This window comes from Ruegeria sp. AK4, from assembly GCF_056541025.1.
Window position 1 is genome coordinate 422242 of sequence record NZ_JBQFXS010000001.1, and the last position, 22693, is coordinate 444934.

Below are 22693 nucleotides of genomic sequence, written 5' to 3' on the forward strand. Positions count from 1 at the left end.
CACGTGTCGCCTGAAAAGCGCGAAACGGGTCGACAGATTGCAGCGGCGCGCGCTTGTCGCTAACGCGAAGAGTGCCCAAACTCGACAAAGAAGGCGCTGCTCGCCACACTAAACGACTTGCTTGCTCAGGTGCTCGCTCCGACTTACCCTAAGAGGTATTCAGTAGACGGGGTCGGATCAAACTTGTCGGAATCAGATATCAATTTTCCAGACTCAAGCGCAAAAATTGCAAAGGGCTTGGCGTTAGACACCGGTCTCTCTCTGGCCAGTTTGATTGGAATTCCCGTTTTTTCGATTGTCACGTACGCATTCATGTACGACCACGCATGGGGAACGGCAATCCAGCGCGGTTTGATGTATATGCTATGGAGTATCATGTTGGTTGCGGTCTGTTTTTCGCTAGTGAAGGTTTGGAACACTGTGAAGCCGATCCACGAAACGGTAGACTCGGCCCTGACCGATTTTCGCAATTCCCGAAACCGAAAGGCCAAGCTGATTTCAAGTGTAAATTCGCTTGCACAACGACTTTCAGACGAAGAATTTTCGACTCACCAAGGAATTGCGCAGACCGCACGAGAGGCAGCAGTGGAAATCTCACGCGGCAAGTCAGCTACGATAGTCCTTGCCAACCTTGCCGCGCAATTCCCTACGCTGAACAGTTCGTCTTCGTTCCAACATGCTCAACAAAACGCTGCACACCTAGAAGAACAGATTGATGCGGATCTTAGGCGGGTTAATCGACTAATTTCTGCCTACAATGAAATTGTCACTACCTTCCCGACCCTCCTGGCCGCAAGGCCGATGGGATTTGTTCGCCGCGACTATTTGTCGGACGAAGATATTATTCCGAGTTAAGAGACGAAGCGACCACAGTCGCCCGGGATTTGCGATAGATCTGGCGCGGTAGCTTAAGGTGACCCGTGAGGGACCGGGTGAAACCTTGGTTGATGTTGGCCGTTACAGGTTGACCTTCACGAACCACAAGAAGTTTGAGGCAGGGCGTTCTTCTGCTCCGCATTTTCCCGGTTAACTGAGGTGGAGGCTTAAAGTGCCTCTCTGGTGGCGTGAGGGATGCCTTGGGTACGGGCTTCAAGCAATAAGCGTACGAACTGGTCAGACTATATTCCACCGGATTGCAATGTTGGCTAAGTGGACAAAGCTGCGATTAGCAAGCGCCGCCTGCTCAGCAGCGAATTGCTCGTACTACTCGTGAGCCTTGCGCTGTTCTTGCTCTTGCAACGTTATGATCGAGCCCAAAGGTGGCACTGGGTTATATGAAGACGTTCCCTTGCAATGCGGGTAATCACGGCATCCCCAGAATAGCTGTCCTTTTGCGCTGCGCCGAAGAGCCATTTTAACTTCACATCTGTTGCAGTCAGGATGAGCGGATATGAATGCGGAGCAAAACTCCTTGTCTTTTTCCCAACCCTTGGGGAGGCATGCCGTCAGACCTCCTTCCCGGTTCAAGTCATTACCTGAAAGTGCTCGCACAAATTCCTTTTGTTTCAGGCTTTCCTTCAGGCGCATCCTTAGCTGTTGCCTCAAGCTGGTCTTTGGTGATCAAACCAGCGGCCAGAGCGGCCTCAACAGACGTGCGGCTTGCCGGATTGCCCGGTTCAACTTCGACGGTTCGAACGCCGCCATCGGTACGGATGGATGCAGTGACGTTGATGGGGGTTTCTTGCCCAGCAATAAATTCTCCGGCGTCGGGAACACCACTGTCCATGAGGACGCCATTGGTGACACCTTGAGTGTCCATTGCGGCGGCGGCTTGTTCGAGGCTCATGCCTTCATAGGGATTCATTGTCTTTCTATCCTTTTCAGGTGTTGGCTTCCGCCCGCGCTTTCTTTCGGGCGATGCGGTTGAAGTTCTGGCGTTTGCGCTTTTCGACGGTGTGCTTGATCTGTTCGACTTGCTCGGCAGCGATCTTGCCAGCCGCAAGTTCTGCGTTCAGGCGTTCCTCTAGGGACGGCCCAGAGTTGGGGGCTTTCATGCCTGCGAAGTGTCCCTTGGCGTTGCCGTAGAAGGTCCCGAGAATGACGACGCCATCAACGAAGCGCTGGGTCCACAAGACCTGACCGAACTGCTGGGCGAAGAGAACTCAGAGATTGTGAACTCGCTGATCGACAGCATGGGCGAAGAGGCGACGGGCGACATCCTTGGTCAAGCCATTGCAGACGACAACACCATTGACGTTGACGCCATCCGAGAAGCGTTAGGCGAAGGTGCCACTGATGAGGCAGTTGAAGATGCCGTTAACGACATGGCCGACGTGATTGAAGATGGTCTGGACTACCTGACCGAGCAAGTCGCCGCCGCTGGCATGGACCCTGACATGGTGGCCCAAGTCATCGCCAGTGACCCCGAACTTCTGGCCGAAGGTAAAGCTGCCTTTGGCGAATTTCTGACCGATGGGTCGATGAGGGCGTCTGATGCCCGCGTTGAGATCGAAGCCGTGGCTCACCGAATGGCTGAGTTTGACGGTTCCGAGACCGACGCCAAAGTGGCGGCTCTGGACTACGTTGAAGCCAAAGCCAACCTCGACATTGCTGAGCGCGTAAAGACCGCAGCCCGCGATGAGTTCAACCGTTCTTACCTTGTCCTGTTGCGGGCAGGGGTTCCCCAATTCGAAGGATAATCCAATGAGCTTACCCCTCATCTTACCCGCCCTTAAGGCTGCGATTGGATTGGCAGCGCCGATCACGAAGGTCAACTGGTTCGTGTGCCGTGTTTAAGGTAGACCTGTCCTGCTAGACCAAAAGTCGGAGCATAGAATGGGAAAGAACCTACGGAAGGATCGTAAGGAGCTATATCTTGGCTCTGCGAGTTACTTCTCTGGGCATCATGAGTACACTAGGTGGGTAGTGACCATAGATTTCGCAGAGCAGGATTGGGCTGAACTCGAAGAATCTGGGAGCTTACTTGGCTATGGTCCGGAGGAGTACTTCAAGGAAAGGCTGAAGCACGCTGTGAGGCCGAAGGCCAACATTGCGGTAATTCGAAACGCCTCAGATAGAAGAAGAATGTACGACGGTTATCAGGAGTTTTGGTTGCCATTCGTTCGGTACCTGATTTTTGCTCAAGTTTCCGTAATTTTTGGCGGTTTGGCAATTGAGTACGTTCTAGGCACGGTGAGTAAGTTCAAGCTTTTTTACTGGCTTTACGTGTTTTCTCTCTTTCTTGCTATTTGGGCTTGGGTCGCACACAAAACGGCTCTCATTTTTCAAGGTGAAAATCCAATGCTGGAGAATGATCGTTCGCTTCGTTTTCAGGCTGCGGTTGCACGTAGCGCAGAGTATTCGATGTGGGCTTCTTTTTTGGTCTTCGGCGGAACACTATTGTTACGGGTATTCTTGGGTGTTCTGTCGTGGATGTCGGCCTTAGAACTGTAGTTCAGCTTTTGGAAGGCAGCACGCCAACGTCAATTGGCAAGTTTTCTTCGGGTGGATTTTGGACGTCAGTTTGATTTCTTCTGAGTTGTCACTGATCAGAAATCTGAGTCCCGGAGCCGCAGCTTGAATCTAATGCAAGTGGGTTTGCTTGAACAAGCGAAGCCCATAGCGTTTTTGTTGAATGTCTGGACGACAAAGCCAAGGCCGCTTGACAGGTGGCGCAACACACAATAGCCCTTAGGACAGCACACATTTGGGGAAACCTGAAGGCTGCCCTAGGGCGTTTCGTCCATAAAAATAAGGAGTCATGGGCGCTAGTTCGATTGTTCTAGATGCTTCTCGACCGCACCAAACACTCCAACAAGACTACTGAATTAGCGGGTCACACCCTGTTAAGGACGGTGGTGTATCCGTCGGGCTATGCCCTGCCGCAAATCGTCTTGCCCGGTCTTTCTTCGCGCGCCGCAGCCGGTCGGGTTCGAGAAGCCGCAGATGCAGGTCAGGCGCGGTGTGGTCGCTTGCAAAGCGTTGTTGGGACACATAACAAAGTCGGGCGTTCGGCGAACCTGAAAGAAACAGGCGAAAAACGCAGCAAACGGCTACAGGTGCAATCTGATGAGACTTGTCATTTCCACGATGAAAGACGAAGGGCCGTTTATTCTTGAGTGGATCGCCTATTACCTATCCATCGGGTTCACGCATTTCATTGTAAGCTCGAACGATTGCGCGGACGGTACCGACAAAGTCCTCAAACGGTGCGATGAACTGGGGTTTCTTGCACATATCGACAACCCGGGGCCCTGGAAGTTTGGTCCTCAGGCGTCTGCTTATTCACACGCCATGGATCATCCCTGGTACAAAGAGGCTGAGTGGATTCTGGTCTGCGATGTCGATGAGTTCTTTGACATCCGCATTGGCGGCGGGACATTGGATGACCTGTTCCGCGTTTTGCCGCATGCGGATGGGTTTGCAGCGATTTGGCAGCTATTCGGCCATAATGGCATCGTCGATTTCGAAGATCGGTTTGTGACCGAGCAGTTCACCCGCGCGGGTGCACTGGGGGCGGTAAGCCCGCATAATCTGCGCGCTTTCAAATCGTTGTTCCGCAACATTGGCGCGTACCGTGAGATCAGTACGCATAGGCCCCGAGGCCCGGTTGGCGACAAAGCCGAAAAGTTTTTTTGGGTGGACGGAGATGGCGACCCCTTGCCGCCAGCGTTGCGCAGGCGGGGTTGGGCCTATTCAACCACGGGTGCCGCGTTTGGACAGTCCTTGTTCCGCATGAACCACTATGCTGTCAGATCAATCGAGAGTTACCTGATGAAGCGGCTACGAGGGGACGTGAACACCACGGCTTTTCATCCAAAGATGGAGGCATCTGGTCAGGCTTATTGGAATCTGCACTGCCACAATGATGTTGAGGAAACATCCATCCTTTCGAAGTTTGATCGGCTTCGCACTGCCTATGAGAAGTTGTATTCAGATGCCGTTTTGAAAGAGTTGCACGATCAGGCCGTGGCCCACCACAAGACACGGATCGCAACCATCCGAGAGAAGGATGTGGCAAAGAGTTTCATTAGGAAAAACAAGAAATTCCGCAGCGGTAAGAATGTGAAGGCGCTGGATTTAGGTGTAATGGAAGAGGCGGACCTTTCTTTTCATCCCGAAACCTACAAAGACCCCGAGGTCACATTTGCGCAGGTGGCCAAGTGGACGCGCTTGGGCAAGATGTCGAAAATCGAAAACTCCAAGCCGAACAATTTCCCCTGGTTTGTCCGGCTGGATTCCCTGGAAACTGCGCTGGAATATGAAGAGGCCGCAGCGCTGCACGACAGAATTACGGATGCCAAGCAGGTGTCCCTTCCGTTTGATCCGAAGGACCCCGCGCTTCTGCCCTCGGCATCGCCAGAGATCGACAGAACCAGGGAACAGCGGCAAAGCTTTCTGAAATCGATCAGCGGCAAGAAGAACTGGGTTCTGATCGGGCATGTGGAGCCCGAACTGGTCGATGAAATACTGGCGCTGGATGCGGTGTCCCAACTGACGGTCATTGCCCCCTGGGGACTGTCATGGGACAGCTTCAACTGCGCCGATGCCACCAAAGACCCCGAATTGCAGGCGCTCGACCGGTCGTTCTACGCTTTTCTCGAGTATTTTCGGCAACCCATCCTTGACGGGCGGCTGCGGGTCTACCGGGCGTTGCCCCCATTGATGCTGAAACTGTTCGAGGACGAATCCGTCGGCGTGGTCATCATTCGCGGTGTCCGGGCCGAGCGTGTCATGACCCAGCTACTCCGGCGGATCGACCGTGTTCTGGCCCCCGGCGGCAGTATCGCGTTTACCTCTTACCGCAGGGGGAAGGGGTCGTATTCGGGTATGTCCGCAGCGATAAACAGTTTTCTGGGGGGCAACGCGGCCCGGTACCGTGTCACCAGCCTGCAGCCACCGTGGCTTGGCATCGACAAGTTACCTCCACTTAACACTGAAGATACATAGTTTCTGGCTCTTGCGTCTTGGGCATGGTAGCCCTTCATCAAGCAACAAAACGGGTTGGAACAAAGCCCGCCACCACAGCGAGGTCGAGATGTCAGACGAATCCAAGGTCATCGGTGCGATGCCCGGAAGCCAGAAGAAGCCAAAGGCGGCGAAGGCGACCAAGCGGAAGAACTCGAAAGATGCCATTCGTCGGACCTTTCTCTCGCGCCTGCCCAAAGGCGGTGTCGCGGTTGAGATCGGGGTCTGGCAGGGAGAGTTCTCGCCGACCATTCTGAAGCTTCTGGAACCCAGCCAGCTTTTCCTGATCGACCCTTGGAAACATATCGGTGAGGAATCGCACACAACCGCGTTTGTCGGGCGGACCGAAGACGAAAAGATGGAGGCGATTTTCCAGAAAGTCGTCAAATCTTTCGAGAAAGAGATTGATGAGGGCAAAGTCGGCATCATCCGCGATTTTTCGGTTCCGGCGCTGCAGTTGTTCGAGGATGAGAGTATCTCATTCGCTTACGTGGATGGCGATCACTCCTACGAAGGCGTATCTGCCGATCTTGCGGCGCTGTTTCCCAAGATCAAGCCGGGCGGGATCATGGCCTTTGACGATTACCACCGGCGCGGCTGGTGGGGCGATGGCGTGATCCGTGCGGTGAACGAGTTTCTGGGGCTTCACCCCCGCGAACTGCGCATCCGTGCAATCGCGGGCGCGCAGATCGCGATTGAAAAGATCGTTCCGCAGGACGACAGCAAGCAATAAGACCACAAGGTATCGGGTAGCGGCGATGGGCAAATCTGAAAAAGTCCTGATCACGTCCATGAAGAACGAAGGGCCCTATATCCTGGAATGGGTGGCCCACCACACGGTGCTTGGCTTCGACAAGATCATCGTATTCACCAATGATTGTTCGGATGGGACAAACCAGATCCTCAGACGCCTGCAGCATTTGGGGCATGTGGAGTTTCACAGGAACCGGGTCGGTGTCGGGGGAATTCACCGGTCCGCTTTGCGGCAGGCGCGCCGTCTTCCCGTTGTGAAAGAGGCGCAGTGGATTTACGTCGGGGATGCAGACGAGTTTTTGAATATTCACGTCGGCAACAACAGGGTCGACGACCTGATCGAAGCTACGCCGGATGTGGATGTCATATCCATCCCGTGGAAGCTGTTTTCGAACAATGGTCGCCACGTGCTGCGGGATTCCCCGATCACCCGGCAATTCACCGACAGTGAAATGGATTTCGAAGATGGCGGGGCCGGGCGGCGGTTCGTCAAGTCGATGTTCCGGCAGGGGGAATACTACACGCGCTACGGGCTGCATAACCCGCACCCCAAGCCTGACCTGCAGGCCGGTATCTTCCGTTCCGTACCGGGCGGCCACGCGAAAGAGCCTGCGCCGTTCGGAAACCACGTGGCGCCCCCATTCGGGTTTGAGGTGGCACAGATCAACCATTACGCCGTCCGGTCAACGCAAGCCTATCTGGCTAAGCGCAGCCGGGGGCGGGCCAACCATTCCGCGCAGACTTTGGGAACCGAATACTGGGATCGCTGGAACCGGGGCGGTGCTGAAGACACCTCGGTCCTCAGGTACAAGGATAAGGTCGACGCGCTGGTGGAGGAATTCAAGGCTGATCCAAAGCTTAAACGGCTCCATAAACGGGCCTTCCGCTGGCACAAGGATCTGATCGGCCAGCTTCTGGAACTGCCGGACTACCACGATCTTTACGAAAAGCTCATCGACAAACCGGCTGTGAAATTCGTCGCCCGGGATCGCGATACTCACGAACGGCTTGCCAAGGTCGCGGTGCCTGCCTCGGATGAAAAGCGCCCTGAAACCTGACCGATAAGCCCCCGGAGTTGCGTTAATGGGTGTCGACAACAATCTTCCGACAATTGGAATGCTCTGGCTGGAGGGGCCGCTGAGCTTCCTTGAACAGATGTGCCTGCTGTCCTTCACGGCCAACGGGCACAGGGTGGTGCTGTTCCACTATGGCGAGGTCGAGAACGTCCCCGAAGGTATCGAACTGGTGTCGGCGAACGAGATTCACGAGCCGAAGCAGTTCATCATGAACAATCAGTTCCAAACACCTGTGCCGCAATCTGACATTTTCAGGCTGCAGCTTATGAAAAAGACGGATTTCCTGTGGTGCGATACCGATGTGCTTTCGCTGGCCCCAATTCCGAAAGCGGATCATGTTTTCGGATATTTCAGCAAATACTCGATCTGCAACGCGGTCATGCGGCTGCCAACCGATAGCCCTACCTTAAAGGCCTACACCGAATACAGTCTGGACCCGTTCCCGATCCGCCCTTGGGTTGAAGGTGCCGAAAGGGCAGAGCTTGAGCGCCAGAAGGCAGCTGGGGAATTGCCACACGCGTCCGAGCAGGCGCACAGCGTCTATGGCCCCGAGGTCATGACGTGGTACCTGAAGCATTTCGATGAGATCTCGCATGCCAGCCCGATCCCGGTGTTTTATCCCCTGCCGTTCCGCCAGACCGGGCAGGCCAACGATATTCATGCGCGTGAGTTCCGCGAAACCTACCTGACCGACGAAACGCTTGCTATCCACCTGTGGGGGCGTCGGATGCGTTGGTGGATTGCCAGGGGCATCAAGCGGTATTCGTTTCTGGATCGCAGGCTGCGCGCGCTGGGCATCCGCCCGGCCAACGCGCCGCTGCCACCGAGCAAGAAAAAGGCCGCCCGGAACAAGATCAGGTTTCCCGACGACCTTCCCCCGTTGCGCATCAGCCGGGAAGAGATCAGCCGGGCCACGAATGGCATCGTGTCCGAGGCTCAGGTCGCCAGTTCCGAAGACTCTCTTCGATACGCGCAAGAGCAGCTTGACGGGATTATGGAAGACAACTTGTTCGGTGTGAACAACACGCCGCGTCAGGGGCTTCTGCGCGGCTGGGATCATTACAAAAACCATGCCGCTAGGCTGAATGCCCTGTCGATGTCGCTGTCACGTTTTGCGAATAGTCATGGCTATCTACCGGATTTGACCAAGCCAAAGACGCTGACGGAAAAGCTGTTGGTCACGAAGCTGTTCGGCGAGATGCCGGAGCGCTCGGCGGCTGACAAACTGTCTGCCGACAGCTTCGTGCCCGAGGGTGCCCGGCACCTGTTGACCCCGGTGCAACGATATTGGGACTCGCCGTCGCCCGTGTTGCCTTCGCAACTCGAGCTTAACCCGGGTCGGTACTGGCTGAAACTCAACAACGGGCAGGGGAAGAACTTGCGCCTGACCTGGCCGTTGGACGAGGCTCAGCGCGACTTTGCCAGCCAAACGCTTTCGATATGGGCCAGAAAGCGTATTCCGCACGGCTTTTGGGCGGCAGAGTGGTGGTATTCCACAATAGAAACCCGGTTCTTTCTGGAAGAGGACCTGACCGCAGATGGTCAGGACATCATCGACTGGAAGTTCTGGGTGATTGCCGGGCGGGTTCACCTTGTGCAGGTCGACCGGGATCGCTCGCGCGGGCATGTGCAGATGATCCACGACCGGGATTTCAAATACATTCCGAAAGAACTGTATTTCCCGACCAGCGCGGAAACCGAGCCCCGCCCCGAACGATATGACGACATGGTGCAGATCGCCGAAGCCATAGGACAGCGCGTCGAGTTTGCGCGGGTGGACCTTTATGCCAAGGGTGACCGGATTTATCTGGGCGAGATCACGCTATGCCCCTTTGGCGGCAAGCAAAAAATGCGCACGCCGGGATTGGATGAGGAATTGGGACAGCGCTGGGTCGGAACGCGGCTGTTTCCCAACTGAACCACCGGTCATGTGCCGCGCGGGTCACTCGACCGCAACCTCCCGCCGCAGTTTGCCCGTGGTTTTGTCAAAGATCAGAATGCGGTTGTCATCCGTCACCACCGCATACCAGTTGTTGCCTATCGTCAGCGCCTGCGCCCGTGCACCGTCCGGCAGTTCGATCTGATCGGGCAGGGTGGGGGTGCGGTCCGAAAGCCGGATGACAATCAGCGCGAATGTCACTAGAACCCCGCCAATCATCACCGCGGTCAGTAACATGACCATGCGCCGCAACAGCCGAAGTTGCGGTGTTTCCTGCGGTTCCTGGGGTTCGGAAGGGACAGTCATGAGCACCCGCCAGATTGAGTTTCAGATCGCGGCCGCTCCGCCGCCCCGCCTTGATAAGGCGCTTTCGCGGGATGTGCCAGCCGGGGAAAACCTGTCGCGCACCCGTTTGGTTCGGTTGATCGAAGACGGCGCGGTTCTTGTAAACGGGGCGCAGGCGCGGGACCCGAAATTCAAGGTGGCCGAGGGCGCTGTGGTCGTGATCACCGTGGCCGATGCGGAAGAAAGCCATATCGGCCCCGAAGATATCCCGTTGCAGGTTGTCTATGAAGACGACGATCTGATCGTGCTCAACAAACCGGCGGGAATGGTCGTGCACCCGGCACCCGGCTCACCCAATGGGACGCTGGTAAACGCGCTGTTGCATCATTGTGGCGATGACCTGTCCGGGGTCGGCGGGGTCAAACGCCCCGGCATTGTGCATCGGATCGACAAGGAAACCTCGGGCCTGCTGGTCGTTGCCAAATCCGACGCCGCGCATCACGGGCTGGCGGCCCAGTTCGAGGCGCACAGCGTCGAACGCTACTACCGCGCCATCTGTTACGGCGTGCCGGATGCAAACGACCCGCGTTTGCGGGGGGTAAAGGGCGTCAGTTTCGAGCCCGGAAACATCATGCGCCTGACCACGCAACTGGCGCGGCACAAGACCGATCGTCAGAGGCAGGCGGTTCTGTTTCACGGCGGTCGCCACGCTGTCACGCGTGCGCGGGTGGTTGAAACATTTGGCGCACCCGCTGGTCTGGCGCTGATCGAATGCTGGCTGGAAACCGGGCGCACGCATCAAATCCGGGTCCATATGGCGCATGCGGGGCATGGGCTGGTCGGCGACCCGGTCTATGGCGGCAAGCGCAAATTGTCGGCCAAGGCGTTCAGCCCGGCTGCAATGGATGCTGTGCGCGCTTTCCCGCGTCAGGCGCTGCATGCCGCCGTTTTGGGCTTTGAGCACCCGGTAACGGGCGAAAACCTGCGGTTTGAGGCTGATTTGCCGGAAGATATGCAAAACCTGATTGTAGGGCTACGCGATCCGCTGACATAATCAGCAAAGTCTTGTGAGTAAGCGTTTCTTATCTTTTCTTTACCAAGGTTTAATTTCAAACTGTTAACAGCACCTCTTGAACGGACAGGGTTCCTTACCCATATCCTATGTTAAAGACTTAAACATTTGTCGGAGGGACATCATATATGGCAAACTACGCAAATCTCCCCGCACCGACGCCCGAGGGCGGCCTGAACCGCTATATGCAGGAAATTCGCAAGTTTCCCCTGCTGGAGCCGGAAGAAGAATACATGCTGGCCAAGCGCTGGGTCGAAAAGCAAGACACCGAGGCGGCGCATAAAATGGTCACCTCGCACCTGCGTCTGGCGGCCAAGATCGCCATGGGCTATCGCGGCTACGGTCTGCCGCAGGCCGAGGTGATCTCGGAAGCCAATGTGGGCTTGATGCAGGCGGTCAAACGGTTTGACCCGGAAAAGGGGTTCCGTCTGGCGACCTACGCGATGTGGTGGATTCGTGCCTCGATCCAGGAATATATCCTGCGGTCGTGGTCTTTGGTGAAGCTGGGCACGACCTCGGCGCAAAAGAAGCTGTTTTTTAACCTGCGCAAGGCCAAGGCCCGCATCGGCGCTTTGGAAGAGGGCGACCTGCGCCCGGAAAACGTCAAACAGATCGCCAACGACTTGGGTGTGACCGAAGAGGAAGTGATCAGCATGAACCGCCGGATGTCCGGTGGCGATGCCTCGCTGAACGCCACGGTCGGGTCCGAGGGCGAAGGCACAATGCAATGGCAGGATTGGCTGGAAGACGAAGATGCCGATCAGGCCGGTGACTATGAAGCGCGTGATGAGCTTGAGGCGCGGCGTGAGTTGCTGGCAGCCGCTTTGGATGTGCTGAATGACCGGGAAAAGGACATTCTGACCCAACGCCGCCTGATGGATCAGCCCGTCACGCTGGAAGAGCTCAGCACGCAGTATAACGTCAGCCGCGAACGTATTCGCCAGATCGAGGTTCGCGCTTTCGAGAAGCTGCAGAAAAAGATGCGTGAGCTTGCCCGCGAGAAGGGCATGCTGGGCGCTGTCTGACAAGGCAACGATCAGCCCGCTGTTTCGGCGGGCTGATCACTTTGCCAGCGACCAAATTTCCCAAATAATCCAAGCCCCGGAAAAGACTGACTTCGCTCCGGTTGCCTGATAGACAGGTCGGGCTGGTGAAGCCCTTTGAGCGCAAAGGGCTTCTGCGTTTGGATCACGGAGGGGATGATGCATAAACCGGTTCGCTTTGGTGTTTTGGGTGCCGCCAAATTTGCGCGGCAACATATGGCTCCGGCCATACATGCTGCGGGTGGGGCGGAACTGGCCGGTCTGGCGACCTCGGACCGGTCAAAGGCCGAGCCCTTTCTGGACTTCTGCCCCGGTTTGCAGGTCTATGACCGCTATGACGCCCTGCTGGCCGACCCGGAGATCGAGGCGGTCTATATCCCTCTGCCAAATCACCTGCATGTGGAATGGAGCCTGAAGGCGCTGGAGGCCGGCAAGCACGTTCTGTGCGAAAAGCCGATGACGATGCGGGTGGATGAGTTTGACGCCTTGATCGCCAAACGGGACCAGACCGGCCTGCTGGCAGCCGAGGCCTACATGATCGTGCACCACCCCCAGTGGCAACTGGCGCGCAAGCTGATCGCCGACGGGGCCATCGGCAAGCTGGCGCATGTGACGGGCGCTTTCAGTTTCGACAACCGGCAGGACACGACGAACATCCGAAACCGGGCCGAGACGGGCGGCGGGGGGCTGCGCGACATCGGCGTCTATGTCATCGGCGGCGTGCGGTTCGCGACAGGGCAAGAGCCGGCTTCGGTCCAATCGGCGATCCGCTGGCAGGATGACATAGACGTTTTCACCGAAATTCGCGCGCAGTTCCCCGATTTCACTTACTCAGCCTATGTCTCGATCCGCATGCATCCGCATCAGGAGATGGTGTTCCACGGCGAAGGCGGTGTGATCCGCCTGACCGCGCCTTTCAACGCGCGTGTCTTTGGCGAGGCGCGGGTGGAACTGCACCGTCCGGGGTTGGAACTGCAGGTCATGCGTTTTCCGGGGGACGACCACTATAAGCTGCAGGTCGAAGCCTTTTGCCGCTCGGTGCGCGAGGGCGTCGATTATCCGTGCCCGCTGGAATTCACACGCGGGACTCAGGACATGATTGATCGCGTGTTCGACGGGGCGGTTTCGCTGTAACTTGCCCGATCCCGCGCGACCTGTGTATCCTGTCCATCTCGGAAGCAGGAGGTGACTCATGGCCGGTGGTTGGGCGCGTGATGGCGCGGTAAGCGAACAGATCGAGGCGTCGATTTCGGACGAACTGGCGCGAATGCAGGCGCAAAAGCGGCCCGTTGGCGAAAGCCTGACCCACTGTGCGGAATGCGAGGAACCCATTCCCGAAAAACGCCGCAAGGCCCTGCCGGGGGTGAAGCTGTGCCTGGACTGCCAGCAGGACCGTGATGGCGCGTTCAAAGCGCGCGCCGGCATCAATCGGCGCGGATCGAAGGACAGTCAGCTGAAATAACCCGGGGAGGGGAGGCTTTGTGACCCACGATCCTGCAAAACGCACGCCGCTTTTGCAAAACGGACTGGTCCTTGGATTTGCAGCCGCTTTTCTGTGGGGGACCCACTCTGTCATCGTGCGGTATCTGACCGGTGATCTGGGCGGAATGCAGATTGCCGTGACGCGCCTTTTCATTGCGGCTTTGGCAATCTTCTGCATGCTGCGCGCGATGCGCGCGCCGGTCTCTGTTCAGTTTCGGGACGTCAATTTCCGCCTCGCGGTTTTGGCGACCGTTGTGAATTATGTGCTGTTTCATGTCGGGCTGGAACATACCGGTGCCGCCAACGCGATGGTGCTGGAAAACACGGCCCCGTTCTTCGTTCTCCTGTTCCTCTATTTCTTTGCGGACACACCCGTCAGACGGATCGAGGTGCTGGCAACCGTGCTGGCTATCTTCGGTGTTTTTCTGACCGTTTTCAGAGACTTCCAGGGCGGAGGTGAACCGCTCTTCGGCGACCTTATGGAGATCGGCGCAGGGTTCAGCTGGGCCGCGTTCCTGATCGCCAGCAGCCGGGCGATGAAGGCCTCGCAAACGACGGCTGAGCGGCTGAACTTTCTGTTCGGCATATTCGTCTGCTCTGGCGTGTTGCTGGTGCCTCTGGCGTTGTTTTCCTTGCAGATGCCGACAGCCAACGACGTGGTGTTCCTGTTGCTTCTGGGGATCCTGCCGACCGCGCTGGCCTATTACCTTTGGTACGAAGCTGCCGCGCTCGTCTCGACCCTGACCGCGACCCTGATGTTCGCGGCGTCGGTGGTGTTCACCTTTATCAACTCGGCGCTGTTTCTGGGGGCCGCAATCACGCCGATTGCGGCCTTGGGGGCTGCATTGATCGTGGCCGCCGTGTTCCTGACGACCACAAGCCAGAAGTGATCAGCCCTCCATCGCTTCCAATTCGTCAATAAAGCCCGAGATCATCGACAGGCCCTTGTCCCAGAATTTGGGATCGCTGGCGTCCAGCCCGAACGGGGCCAGCAGTTCCTTGTGATGCTTGGACCCACCGGCGCGCAGCATGTCGAAATACTTGTCCTCGAACCCGTCCGCGCCGCTTTCGTAAACGGAATAAAGCGCGTTCACGAGGCCATCGCCAAAGGCATAGGCGTAGACATAGAAGGGCGAGTGGACGAAGTGGGGGATATAGGCCCAGAACGTCTCGTATCCGTCCATGAATTCAAATGCGGGGCCAAGGCTTTCGGCCTGAACGCTCATCCACAATGCGTTGATGTCATCGGGGGTCAATTCGCCCTCGCGCCGGGCGGCGTGGAGCTTGCACTCGAAGTCATAGAACGCGATCTGGCGGACGACTGTGTTGATCATATCCTCGACCTTGCCGGCCAGCAGAACCTTGCGCTGTTCAGGCGTTTCGGCCTTATCCAGCATCTTGCGGAAGGTCAGCATTTCGCCAAAAACCGACGCAGTCTCGGCCAGCGTTAGCGGGGTCGACGACAGCATCTCACCCTGACCGGCGGCCAGAACCTGATGCACGCCATGGCCCAGCTCATGCGCCAGAGTCATCACGTCGCGCGGTTTGCCCAGATAGTTGAGCATGACATAGGGGTGAACATCGGTGACGGTCGGATGCGCAAACGCGCCCGGAGCCTTGCCGGGCTTCACGGCGGCGTCGATCCAACCTTTGGTGAAGAAAGGCGTCGCGATTTCGCCCATACGCGGGTCGAAGGCATTATAGGCGTCCATCACCGTTTTCTCGGCCTCGGACCAATTGACGACGCGGGTGTCTTCCATCGGCAGGGGCGCGTTGCGGTCCCAGACCTGCATCACGTCCAGACCCAGCCATTTGCGTTTCAAATCATAGTAGCGATGGCTCAGCTTGGGGTAGGCGGCGACAACGGCTTCGCGCAGGGCCTCGACCACTTCGGGTTCGACATCGTTTGATAGGTGGCGACCGGTTTGCGCTGTCGGCATGTTGCGCCAGCGGTCGACGATTTCCTTTTCCTTGGCCTGCGTGTTGTGGACGCGGGCAAAGGTTTTGACGTTGTCCTGAAATACGCTGGCCAGTTCCCGCGCGGCAGCTTCGCGCTTGCTGCGATCCTGTTCGGTCAGCAGGTTCAGCGTGCCCTCGATGTTCAGTTCCTGATCGTCAACGGAAAAGGTCAGCCCGGCGATGGTTTCATCGAACAGGCGTTCCCAGGCATCCCCGACAACGCCGAGGTCGTGTAGGAATTTCTCCAACTCGTCAGACAGTTGGTAAGGTTTCATCGCCCGGATACGGCGGAAAACAGGCTCGTAGCGGGCGAGGTCCGCATTTGCATCGAAATGCGCCTTTAGCGCGTTGTCGTCGATCCGGTTGATCTCGAGCGTGAAGAACACCAGCGGCGTGGTGAAGATGGTGATCTTTTCCTGCATGTCGGACAGGAACTTCGCGCGTTCCGCATCCGTGGTCAGTTGGTAGTAGCGCAGACCGGCAAAGGACATGATCCGCCCGGCGATGGCGTTGATCTTTTCGTTGCGCTGAACGCAGGTCAGCAAGCCCTGGGCGTCCAGATCGGCCAGCTTGCCTTCGTAATCCGCCGCGAACGAGGCGCATTCGCCTTCCAGCCAGTCCAGATCGCGCGAAATCTCGGGCGCCTCTTCCGAGGTGTAGAGATCACTCAGATCCCATTCCGGCAGGTTGCCCAGATTGTCGGCACCGCCGCCAGCGTTTGCATCACGGACGGGAAAGGGAAGGTCGCGCATGGATCACCTTTGTAAGATTGTTTGGCAAACATCTAGGGCTGGCGCGCCCGGATCACAAGCGGCCAGACCCTATCGCGACGATCAACGCGACAGGGCAGGCTCGGGCGCGCCGTTGGATTGGCTGGCCAGAAAATGCGCCGCCAACTGGTCAAGCACCGGTCCGCGGACGTCCGGGGCCTCCATCAGCACCTCATGCTCGCCATCGGGAATCTCGATCAGTTTGCCCGTGGGCCAGCTGGCCATGCGCGCCCGGATCGCCTTGCGGTCGACGATCTGTTCGTGACTGCCCATGAAGGTCAGGCACGGGGTGTCCGGTGCCGGCTGTTCGATCAGCCAGGCGCATTCATCCAGGGATTCACGCAGCCACCGGTTCGACGGCGCGCCAAGCGCCAGTTCGGGGTGGGCGGTCAGTTGATCCTGCATCATCTTGTACATGGCGGGATCGCGTGTCAGGACGTTTCCGTCAAAGGGCTGCGACAGGACATAGCTTTCCAACGTCGTCGTCGGAGGCGTCCATTGCCCCATCCCAAGCGCGGTGCCCCAATAGGCCGTGACCCGGCTGAGCGGCTTCATGATCGGGGTAAAGAAAATACCCCACATCGGGCCGGTAAAGGCGCAGGCCGCGAAGCATTTGTGTTCGATCACAGCCCGCAGACCGATTGCACCGCCCATCGAGTGGCCGATAACATACCAGGGCTGGGGCAAATCAAGTGTGGTGGCCAGATCAAGCACCGCCTGAACATCCCGCTGATAGTCGGGGAAGTGATCTACATGGCCGATGCGCGGATCATCCAGCAGCCGGTCCGCCATACCCTGTCCGCGCCAGTCCACGGCCAGCATTGCAAAGCCGCGTTTTACGAATTCGCCCGCCGTGCTGCCGTATTTCTCGACATATTCCGTACGGCCGGGAAACAGCATCACCGTGCCGTTCGCAGTGCCCTGCGGCAACCAATGGCCCACGCGAATGCGCTTGCCGTCCGAGGTGCGCAGCCAATGCGCCGCGCCCCCGGCAGGTCCACCGGCCACGGCTTCGAACAAGGGGGCCGGCGACAAGTCCATCAGGCCAGCACCGAGGCGAGCTTCATGGCGATTCCCATGTCTCCGTCCACGCTCAGCTTGCCGGACATGAACGCGCCGGTTGGGTTCATCTCACCGCTCAGGATCTGTTCGAACGTGTCCGCGTCGGCGCTCAGGGTCACGTCGGCCTCGTCATCACTGACGCGCGCGCCGTCGGCATCCAGCACGATGTTGCCCAGATCGGTAATGGCAAACCGGGCCGAGGCGTCGAACGCGCCGCTTTCGAGTTTTTCGTTCAGCGCGGCGGCTGCCTTTTCAAGAGTCACGCTCATGGTCTTCCTCACTTTTGTTTCGTGCGTCGTGAATGGACATCCTCTGTCTCGACGCTAAAGTGATGCTTGTTATGAGCATTGCAAGCATCAATCTCAAAGGTATCGTTGCGGCAACCGCAGTCCTAGTCATGTTTTCCACCAGTTGCATCGCGCAAGAGGCGGATTCCCGGGATGAGGGCGTGCTTTTGCAGCAATTGCAAGAATCGACGCCGGAACAGGCCATTGGGATTGAACGGCAGCTAAAGGCTTTGTGGTCGCAGTCGGGCTCGGCCTCGGCGGATTTGCTGCTGGAACGCGGGCGCGAGGCGATGGAAGACGGCGATATGGACGCGGCGCTGGATCACTTTACGGCGCTGACGGACCATGCGCCTGATTTTGCCGAAGGCTGGCATGCGCGGGCCTCGGTCTTTTTCGGGATCGAACGGTTTGGGATGGCCGCCGCCGATCTGGAATACGCGCTGACCCTGAACCCGAACAATTTCGAGGCGATCTACGGCCTGGGCCTGATTTTCGAAATTCTGGACAAGCCCAAGCAGGCGTATAACGCCTATGAGCGCGCGCTGGCTATACATCCCCACTATGAAGAAGTAACCAATGCCGTGAATCGACTGAAGCCTCAGGTCGAGGGCGCTGCGCTCTAAGATCCGGGGCAGGGGGCAAAGGTGAGCGGGTCATCCCGAATCGTGGCCGTACTTGGCCCGACAAACACAGGAAAAACCCATTACGCGATCGAGCGGATGCTGGGCTATCGGACCGGAGTCATCGGTCTGCCGCTGCGTCTGCTGGCGCGCGAGGTCTATGACAAGATCGTCGCCATCCGTGGTCCGTCCGTTGTGGCGCTGGTCACAGGCGAAGAACGGATTGTGCCGCCCCGCACCCAGTATTGGGTCTGCACGGTCGAGGCGATGCCCGAAGGCATGGGCGCGGATTTCGTGGCGGTGGATGAAATCCAGCTCTGTGCCGATCCCGAACGGGGCCATGTGTTCACCGACCGTCTGCTGCGTATGCGCGGCACGCATGAGACGCTGTTTCTGGGTTCTGACACGATGCGCGGTTCGATTGCCGCACTGGTGCCCGAGGCGCAGTTTGTCCGGCGCGAGCGGATGTCGCAGCTGGTGTATTCCGGTTCGAAAAAGATCAGCCGGATGCCTGCGCGCAGCGCCATCGTCGGGTTCTCGGTGGATAATGTCTATGCGATTGCCGAGTTGCTGCGCCGTCAAAAGGGCGGGGCGGCGGTGGTCATGGGCGCGCTCAGCCCGCGCACGCGCAACGCGCAGGTGGATCTTTATCAGAATGGTGAGGTGGATTATCTGGTCGCCACCGATGCCATCGGCATGGGCCTGAACCTGGACGTGAACCATGTGGCGTTTTCGTCCCTGACCAAATTCGACGGTCGGCGGATGCGTCCCTTGGCCCCGAACGAACTGGCCCAGATCGCGGGCCGTGCAGGTCGTGGCATGTCCGACGGCACCTTTGGCGTGACGGGCGAGGCCCCTCCGCTGGACGAAGGCGTGGCACAGGCGATCATGGACAGCCGATTCACGCCGATGAAAAAGCTTAACTGGCGGAATGCTGCCCTTAGGTTCGGCTCGGTTGACGCGCTGATCGACTCGCTCGAGGTCAGCCCGAATGACGAACATCTGATCAAGGCGCGGCCCGCCGATGACCTGAACGCGCTGAAATCGCTCTCGCAAGTGACCGAGGTGGCGGCCCGCGCTAGCGATGGTCAATCGGTCCGTTTGCTTTGGGATGTGTGCCGTATTCCCGACTTTCGCGGCATCAGCCACGCCGAACACGAAAGTTTGCTCGAAGTTATCTACGGCCACCTCCACGAACGAGGTGCAATCCCCGACGACTTCATGGCGCGGCAAATCCGCCGGATCGACCGAACAGACGGGGATATTGATGCGCTCTCCAAACGACTGGCATATATTCGCACCTGGACATATGTTGCGCAGCGAAATGGCTGGGTACGTGACGAATCCCATTGGCGCGAGGAAACGCGCACTGTAGAAGACAGGCTGTCGGACGCGTTGCATGACCGTCTGACCAAACGATTTGTGGACCGGCGCACGTCCGTTTTGCTGCGCCGGCTCAAACAGAAGGAGGCCCTTTTGGCCGAAGTAAATGACAAGGGTGAAGTGACCGTCGAAGGTGAATTCGTCGGTCGTCTGGAAGGGTTCCGGTTCATTCCGGACAAAGCCGCGCAGGGGACCGAGGCGAAAGCCTTGAAATCGGCCTCTTTGCAGGCACTCGCACCGCAATTCCATCTGCGTGCCGACCGCTTCTACAACGCGCCCGATACCGAAATTGATTTCACCGATCAGGGTGGCCTGATGTGGGGCGAATATGCCGTTGGTAAGCTGGTTGCAGGGGCTGAACCTCTGAAACCGGTGGTCGAGGTGTTTGTGGACGAGGCCGCAGGCCCGGACGTTGAACAGAAAGTGCAGCGCCGGTTGCAGCATTTCATCGACCGCAAAGTGGCCGCGCTGTTCGAGCCGCTGCTGAACCTGTCACGCGACGAAGAACTGACCGGTCTGGCCAAAGGTTTCGCCTTCCGCATGGTCGAAGCGTTGGGCGTGCTGCCCCGCGCGCAGGTCGCGCAAGAGGTCAAGGATCTGGATCAGGACGCCCGCGGTGCGCTGCGCAAGCACGGCATCCGGTTCGGCCAGTTCACCATCTTCATGCCGCTGCTGCTGAAACCCGCGCCGACGCGCCTGCGTCTGGTTCTGTGGGCGCTGTCCAGCGGGCTACAGGAATTCCCCGAAGCGCCGCCTCCGGGTCTGGTCACTGTGCCGGTCGCCAAGGACGCGCCCAAAGGCTACGACACCATGTGCGGTTACCGCGACGCCGGTGAGCGTTCGATCCGGATCGACATGCTGGAACGTCTGGCCGACATGCTGCGGTCCGAAGACAGCCGGGGCGGGTTCGAAGCCAAGGCGGATATGCTCTCGATCACCGGTATGACGCTGGAACAGTTCGCCGACCTGATGCAGGGGCTGGGCTACAAAGCCGAGCGCGGTGAGCGGGAGAAGGTCAAACCTGCTCCGGCAGAGCAACCTGCGGAAGAAGCGCCCGCGCAACCTGTCGCCGAAGAAACCCCGGCACCCGAAGCAACAAGCGAAGAGGTCGCCGCACCCGCCGAGGCGTCAGCCGAGGCACCTGCAGAGGATCAAGCTGCGGAACCGACATCCGACGAGCCCGAGGTCGAAGTGTTCTTCACCTTCACCTGGGGTCGCCAGCGCCAGCAGAACCGTGGCCCGCGCCGCGAGCAGGGGCCAGGCAAGGGCAAGCCGCGCGGCAAACCTCAGGGCAAGCCGCAGGGCAAGAAGGGCGGCAAGCCGCAGGGCGGCAAATCCTTCTCGTCCCGGCCTCCGAAAAAGGAAAAGGCCATCGACCCCGACAACCCCTTCGCAGCCGCGCTGATGGGGTTGAAAGACGGCAGCTAAGCGCCAATGGCAGAGCCCAAGCTGCGGATCGACAAATGGCTGTGGCAGGCGCGGTTCTTCAAGACCCGCAGCCTGTCCGCCAAACAGGTCAGCGGCGGCCATGTGCGCCTGAACGGAAACCGGGTTCTGAAACCGGCCCAGTCGGTTGTTCCCGGTGATGTTCTGACCTTCCCGCAGGGGCGGATCGTGCGCGTTGTCCGCATCGAAGCGCTGGGTGAACGGCGCGGTCCTGCGCCCGAGGCGCAAATGCTGTATACGGATCTGACCGAAAAGCAGGAAGCAAAGCCCAAAAATCCGGGTTTTGAGGGAAAAGGTCGCCCGACCAAGAAAGATCGGCGTGCGATTGATCTTTCTCGCAGGTCCGACGGCTGATCTTGGCTTGAAGAGAGCGCCATACTGAATTAGCTAGTCGCTCAAACCGCAAACGGGAATTCGACCATGACCTACGTTGTCACCGAGAACTGCATTGGCTGCAAATACACCGACTGTGTCGAAGTGTGCCCGGTGGACTGTTTCTATGAAGGCGAGAACACGCTGGTCATTCACCCTGACGAATGCATCGACTGTGGCGTCTGCGAACCCGAATGCCCTGCCGACGCAATTCGCCCCGACACCGAGCCAGGGATGGACCAATGGGTCGAGTTCAACCGGAAATACTCGGAAATGTGGCCGGTGATCGTCACCAAGAAAGATCCTCTGCCCGAGGCCGAGGAGCGCGATGGTGAAGAAGGCAAGATGGAAAAGTATTTCTCGGAAGCGCCGGGCGAGGGCGGCTAAGCGATTCGCGCCCGAAAATCGGCATGAAATTGGCGCAATACATGACCAACATGTTGAAAACGCGCAATATTCACCTGTCCGCGAAAGTGCGAACTTTCGGGTGTCGTATTTTTGTGATATAAACACTCCCACATGATGACCGATATTGGGATGCACTCCGTAAGTATGCTCACTTTGGAGTTCTGAATTTGTGACAATACCACCGCCTGACGGGGCTGAAAAAGTCCCCGCACGTGGTGTTTTTGTCGCCTGCGTTCCAAACTGTAACCAAGGATAAAACTGAATGACAAAGTCGAAAAAGCTTGAGTTCCGCCCGAACGACTATGTTGTCTACCCCGCTCATGGCGTGGGTCAGATCATCTCGATCGAAGAACAGGATGTCGCGGGGTTCACACTTGAGCTGTTCGTCATCTCATTTGAGAAAGACAAGATGACCCTGCGCGTGCCGACCAACAAGGTGACCGAAAGCGGCCTGCGTTCGCTCAGCTCGCCGGACGTGATCAGCCAGGCGATGAAGACGCTGAAGGGCAAGGCCAAGGTAAAGCGCGCCATGTGGTCGCGCCGGGCGCAGGAGTATGAACAAAAGATCAACTCGGGCGACCTGATCTCGATCGCCGAAGTGGTCCGCGACCTGCACCGCACCGACGACCAGCGCGAGCAGAGCTATTCCGAGCGTCAGCTTTATGAAGCCGCGCTCGAGCGTCTGACCCGCGAAGTGGCCGCCGTGTCCGGCGCAGGCGAGATTTCGGCTGCCAAGCAGGTGGATGAGGTTCTGACCTCGCGCGCAGCCTAAAACCGAGCAAATTGTATCAAGGGCCGTCTCTTTCGGGGCGGCCCTTTTTCGTGGCTT

At 58.2% G+C, this 22693-nt stretch carries 24 protein-coding genes; 17 read left to right on the forward strand and 7 right to left on the reverse strand.

The genetic code is table 11. The annotated features are described in order from the left end of the window. The first annotated feature begins 183 nt into the window (after positions 1-183). Entirely contained in the window at positions 184-855 is a 672-nt protein-coding gene (locus ACR0EZ_RS01865) for a LemA family protein (RefSeq protein ID WP_480610178.1), read from the forward strand. A 348-nt stretch (positions 856-1203) separates the two neighbouring features. Here ACR0EZ_RS01865 and ACR0EZ_RS01870 read toward each other — a convergent pair whose 3' ends face one another. Genes ACR0EZ_RS01870 through ACR0EZ_RS01880 form a run of 3 tightly spaced genes read right to left on the reverse strand, consistent with a single transcriptional unit; the run spans position 1204 to position 1994 of the window. Beyond that, positions 1204-1527, reverse strand: a complete 324-nt coding sequence (locus ACR0EZ_RS01870) for a topoisomerase DNA-binding C4 zinc finger domain-containing protein (RefSeq protein ID WP_480610180.1) — start codon at positions 1525-1527, stop codon at positions 1204-1206. Further along, a complete protein-coding gene (locus ACR0EZ_RS01875) occupies positions 1472-1804 on the reverse strand; it encodes a hypothetical protein (RefSeq protein ID WP_480611167.1) in 333 nt (110 codons plus the stop codon). Before ACR0EZ_RS01875 ends, ACR0EZ_RS01870 begins: the two co-directional genes overlap by 56 nt. Before the next feature lie 16 nt (positions 1805-1820). Continuing rightward, on the reverse strand, positions 1821-1994 hold the full coding sequence (locus tag ACR0EZ_RS01880; RefSeq protein WP_480610182.1) for a hypothetical protein: 174 nt from the start codon (positions 1992-1994) through the stop codon (positions 1821-1823). Between the two features lie 9 nt (positions 1995-2003). Between ACR0EZ_RS01880 and ACR0EZ_RS01885 the strand changes: the two genes are divergently transcribed. From ACR0EZ_RS01885 to ACR0EZ_RS01910, 6 genes are all read left to right on the forward strand, one after another. Next, complete coding sequence (locus ACR0EZ_RS01885) at positions 2004-2639, forward strand: hypothetical protein (RefSeq protein WP_480610184.1); 636 nt, start codon at positions 2004-2006, stop codon at positions 2637-2639. A gap of 136 nt (positions 2640-2775) precedes the next feature. Continuing rightward, positions 2776-3393, forward strand: coding sequence for a hypothetical protein (locus tag ACR0EZ_RS01890; protein WP_480610186.1), 618 nt, complete (start codon positions 2776-2778; stop codon positions 3391-3393). 615 nt (positions 3394-4008) lie between these two features. After that, a complete protein-coding gene (locus ACR0EZ_RS01895; RefSeq protein WP_480610188.1) occupies positions 4009-5889 on the forward strand; it encodes a glycosyltransferase family 2 protein in 1881 nt (626 codons plus the stop codon). An 88-nt stretch (positions 5890-5977) separates the two neighbouring features. Further along, on the forward strand, positions 5978-6640 hold the full coding sequence (locus ACR0EZ_RS01900; protein WP_480610190.1) for a class I SAM-dependent methyltransferase: 663 nt from the start codon (positions 5978-5980) through the stop codon (positions 6638-6640). Between the two features lie 25 nt (positions 6641-6665). Next, positions 6666-7718 (forward strand): glycosyltransferase family 2 protein, encoded by a 1053-nt coding sequence (locus ACR0EZ_RS01905; protein WP_480610192.1) that lies wholly within the window; start codon positions 6666-6668, stop codon positions 7716-7718. 25 nt (positions 7719-7743) lie between these two features. Further along, positions 7744-9654 (forward strand): ATP-grasp fold amidoligase family protein, encoded by a 1911-nt coding sequence (locus ACR0EZ_RS01910; RefSeq protein WP_480610194.1) that lies wholly within the window; start codon positions 7744-7746, stop codon positions 9652-9654. A gap of 24 nt (positions 9655-9678) precedes the next feature. Here the strand turns inward: ACR0EZ_RS01910 and ACR0EZ_RS01915 are convergent, their stop codons facing one another. Continuing rightward, entirely contained in the window at positions 9679-9981 is a 303-nt protein-coding gene (locus ACR0EZ_RS01915; protein ID WP_480610196.1) for a DUF6476 family protein, read from the reverse strand. Between ACR0EZ_RS01915 and ACR0EZ_RS01920 the strand changes: the two genes are divergently transcribed. The 5 genes from ACR0EZ_RS01920 to ACR0EZ_RS01940 all read left to right on the forward strand — a co-directional run bounded on the left by ACR0EZ_RS01920 (position 9980) and on the right by ACR0EZ_RS01940 (position 14447). Next, positions 9980-11014, forward strand: a complete 1035-nt coding sequence (locus ACR0EZ_RS01920) for an RluA family pseudouridine synthase (RefSeq protein WP_480610198.1) — start codon at positions 9980-9982, stop codon at positions 11012-11014. The genes ACR0EZ_RS01915 and ACR0EZ_RS01920 overlap by 2 nt on opposite strands. A 146-nt stretch (positions 11015-11160) precedes the next feature. Next, entirely contained in the window at positions 11161-12057 is an 897-nt protein-coding gene (rpoH, locus tag ACR0EZ_RS01925; RefSeq protein WP_480610200.1) for an RNA polymerase sigma factor RpoH, read from the forward strand. 177 nt (positions 12058-12234) lie between these two features. Further along, positions 12235-13209 carry a Gfo/Idh/MocA family protein gene (locus ACR0EZ_RS01930; RefSeq protein WP_480610202.1) on the forward strand — a complete coding sequence of 325 codons (975 nt, stop codon included), beginning with the start codon at positions 12235-12237 and terminating at the stop codon, positions 13207-13209. A gap of 58 nt (positions 13210-13267) precedes the next feature. Further along, positions 13268-13537, forward strand: coding sequence for a DksA/TraR family C4-type zinc finger protein (locus ACR0EZ_RS01935; protein ID WP_480610204.1), 270 nt, complete (start codon positions 13268-13270; stop codon positions 13535-13537). Positions 13538-13556: 19 nt separating this feature from the next. Continuing rightward, the gene (locus tag ACR0EZ_RS01940; protein ID WP_480610206.1) at positions 13557-14447 is read left to right on the forward strand and encodes a DMT family transporter; all 891 of its coding nucleotides are present in this window, start codon (positions 13557-13559) and stop codon (positions 14445-14447) included. Here ACR0EZ_RS01940 and ACR0EZ_RS01945 read toward each other — a convergent pair whose 3' ends face one another. From ACR0EZ_RS01945 to ACR0EZ_RS01955, 3 genes are all read right to left on the reverse strand, one after another. Further along, positions 14448-16268 carry a M3 family oligoendopeptidase gene (locus tag ACR0EZ_RS01945; protein ID WP_480610208.1) on the reverse strand — a complete coding sequence of 607 codons (1821 nt, stop codon included), beginning with the start codon at positions 16266-16268 and terminating at the stop codon, positions 14448-14450. 81 nt (positions 16269-16349) lie between these two features. Next, the gene (locus ACR0EZ_RS01950) at positions 16350-17327 is read right to left on the reverse strand and encodes an alpha/beta fold hydrolase (protein ID WP_480610210.1); all 978 of its coding nucleotides are present in this window, start codon (positions 17325-17327) and stop codon (positions 16350-16352) included. Beyond that, positions 17327-17617: an SCP2 sterol-binding domain-containing protein gene (locus ACR0EZ_RS01955; RefSeq protein WP_480610212.1), complete on the reverse strand. Its 291-nt coding sequence runs from the start codon at positions 17615-17617 to the stop codon at positions 17327-17329. Before ACR0EZ_RS01955 ends, ACR0EZ_RS01950 begins: the two co-directional genes overlap by 1 nt. A gap of 71 nt (positions 17618-17688) precedes the next feature. Between ACR0EZ_RS01955 and ACR0EZ_RS01960 the strand changes: the two genes are divergently transcribed. The 5 genes from ACR0EZ_RS01960 (at position 17689) to ACR0EZ_RS01980 (ending at position 22636) form a co-directional block, all read left to right on the forward strand. Continuing rightward, positions 17689-18258 carry a tetratricopeptide repeat protein gene (locus tag ACR0EZ_RS01960; protein WP_480610214.1) on the forward strand — a complete coding sequence of 190 codons (570 nt, stop codon included), beginning with the start codon at positions 17689-17691 and terminating at the stop codon, positions 18256-18258. A gap of 21 nt (positions 18259-18279) precedes the next feature. Beyond that, positions 18280-21066, forward strand: coding sequence for a helicase-related protein (locus ACR0EZ_RS01965; RefSeq protein WP_480610216.1), 2787 nt, complete (start codon positions 18280-18282; stop codon positions 21064-21066). A gap of 6 nt (positions 21067-21072) precedes the next feature. Continuing rightward, positions 21073-21438: an RNA-binding S4 domain-containing protein gene (locus ACR0EZ_RS01970; RefSeq protein ID WP_480610218.1), complete on the forward strand. Its 366-nt coding sequence runs from the start codon at positions 21073-21075 to the stop codon at positions 21436-21438. A gap of 66 nt (positions 21439-21504) precedes the next feature. After that, the gene (fdxA, locus tag ACR0EZ_RS01975) at positions 21505-21843 is read left to right on the forward strand and encodes a ferredoxin FdxA (protein ID WP_171121124.1); all 339 of its coding nucleotides are present in this window, start codon (positions 21505-21507) and stop codon (positions 21841-21843) included. Between the two features lie 283 nt (positions 21844-22126). Continuing rightward, positions 22127-22636 carry a CarD family transcriptional regulator gene (locus ACR0EZ_RS01980; protein WP_480610220.1) on the forward strand — a complete coding sequence of 170 codons (510 nt, stop codon included), beginning with the start codon at positions 22127-22129 and terminating at the stop codon, positions 22634-22636. The last annotated feature ends 57 nt before the right edge of the window (positions 22637-22693 follow it).

What these genes read in the sequence shown, in the direction of transcription:
- ACR0EZ_RS01870 (WP_480610180.1), bottom strand. Translation starts at nt 1,527, where the DNA reads ATGCGCCTGAAGGAAAGCCTGAAACAAAAGGAATTTGTGCGAGCACTT.
- ACR0EZ_RS01875 (WP_480611167.1), bottom strand. Translation starts at nt 1,804, where the DNA reads ATGAATCCCTATGAAGGCATGAGCCTCGAACAAGCCGCCGCCGCAATG.
- ACR0EZ_RS01880 (WP_480610182.1), bottom strand. Translation starts at nt 1,994, where the DNA reads ATGAAAGCCCCCAACTCTGGGCCGTCCCTAGAGGAACGCCTGAACGCA.
- ACR0EZ_RS01890 (WP_480610186.1), top strand. Translation starts at nt 2,776, where the DNA reads ATGGGAAAGAACCTACGGAAGGATCGTAAGGAGCTATATCTTGGCTCT.
- ACR0EZ_RS01895 (WP_480610188.1), top strand. Translation starts at nt 4,009, where the DNA reads ATGAGACTTGTCATTTCCACGATGAAAGACGAAGGGCCGTTTATTCTT.
- ACR0EZ_RS01900 (WP_480610190.1), top strand. Translation starts at nt 5,978, where the DNA reads ATGTCAGACGAATCCAAGGTCATCGGTGCGATGCCCGGAAGCCAGAAG.
- ACR0EZ_RS01905 (WP_480610192.1), top strand. Translation starts at nt 6,666, where the DNA reads ATGGGCAAATCTGAAAAAGTCCTGATCACGTCCATGAAGAACGAAGGG.
- ACR0EZ_RS01910 (WP_480610194.1), top strand. Translation starts at nt 7,744, where the DNA reads ATGGGTGTCGACAACAATCTTCCGACAATTGGAATGCTCTGGCTGGAG.
- ACR0EZ_RS01920 (WP_480610198.1), top strand. Translation starts at nt 9,980, where the DNA reads ATGAGCACCCGCCAGATTGAGTTTCAGATCGCGGCCGCTCCGCCGCCC.
- ACR0EZ_RS01915 (WP_480610196.1), bottom strand. Translation starts at nt 9,981, where the DNA reads ATGACTGTCCCTTCCGAACCCCAGGAACCGCAGGAAACACCGCAACTT.
- rpoH (WP_480610200.1), top strand. Translation starts at nt 11,161, where the DNA reads ATGGCAAACTACGCAAATCTCCCCGCACCGACGCCCGAGGGCGGCCTG.
- ACR0EZ_RS01930 (WP_480610202.1), top strand. Translation starts at nt 12,235, where the DNA reads ATGCATAAACCGGTTCGCTTTGGTGTTTTGGGTGCCGCCAAATTTGCG.
- ACR0EZ_RS01935 (WP_480610204.1), top strand. Translation starts at nt 13,268, where the DNA reads ATGGCCGGTGGTTGGGCGCGTGATGGCGCGGTAAGCGAACAGATCGAG.
- ACR0EZ_RS01945 (WP_480610208.1), bottom strand. Translation starts at nt 16,268, where the DNA reads ATGCGCGACCTTCCCTTTCCCGTCCGTGATGCAAACGCTGGCGGCGGT.
- ACR0EZ_RS01950 (WP_480610210.1), bottom strand. Translation starts at nt 17,327, where the DNA reads ATGGACTTGTCGCCGGCCCCCTTGTTCGAAGCCGTGGCCGGTGGACCT.
- ACR0EZ_RS01955 (WP_480610212.1), bottom strand. Translation starts at nt 17,617, where the DNA reads ATGAGCGTGACTCTTGAAAAGGCAGCCGCCGCGCTGAACGAAAAACTC.
- ACR0EZ_RS01960 (WP_480610214.1), top strand. Translation starts at nt 17,689, where the DNA reads ATGAGCATTGCAAGCATCAATCTCAAAGGTATCGTTGCGGCAACCGCA.
- ACR0EZ_RS01970 (WP_480610218.1), top strand. Translation starts at nt 21,073, where the DNA reads ATGGCAGAGCCCAAGCTGCGGATCGACAAATGGCTGTGGCAGGCGCGG.
- fdxA (WP_171121124.1), top strand. Translation starts at nt 21,505, where the DNA reads ATGACCTACGTTGTCACCGAGAACTGCATTGGCTGCAAATACACCGAC.
- ACR0EZ_RS01980 (WP_480610220.1), top strand. Translation starts at nt 22,127, where the DNA reads ATGACAAAGTCGAAAAAGCTTGAGTTCCGCCCGAACGACTATGTTGTC.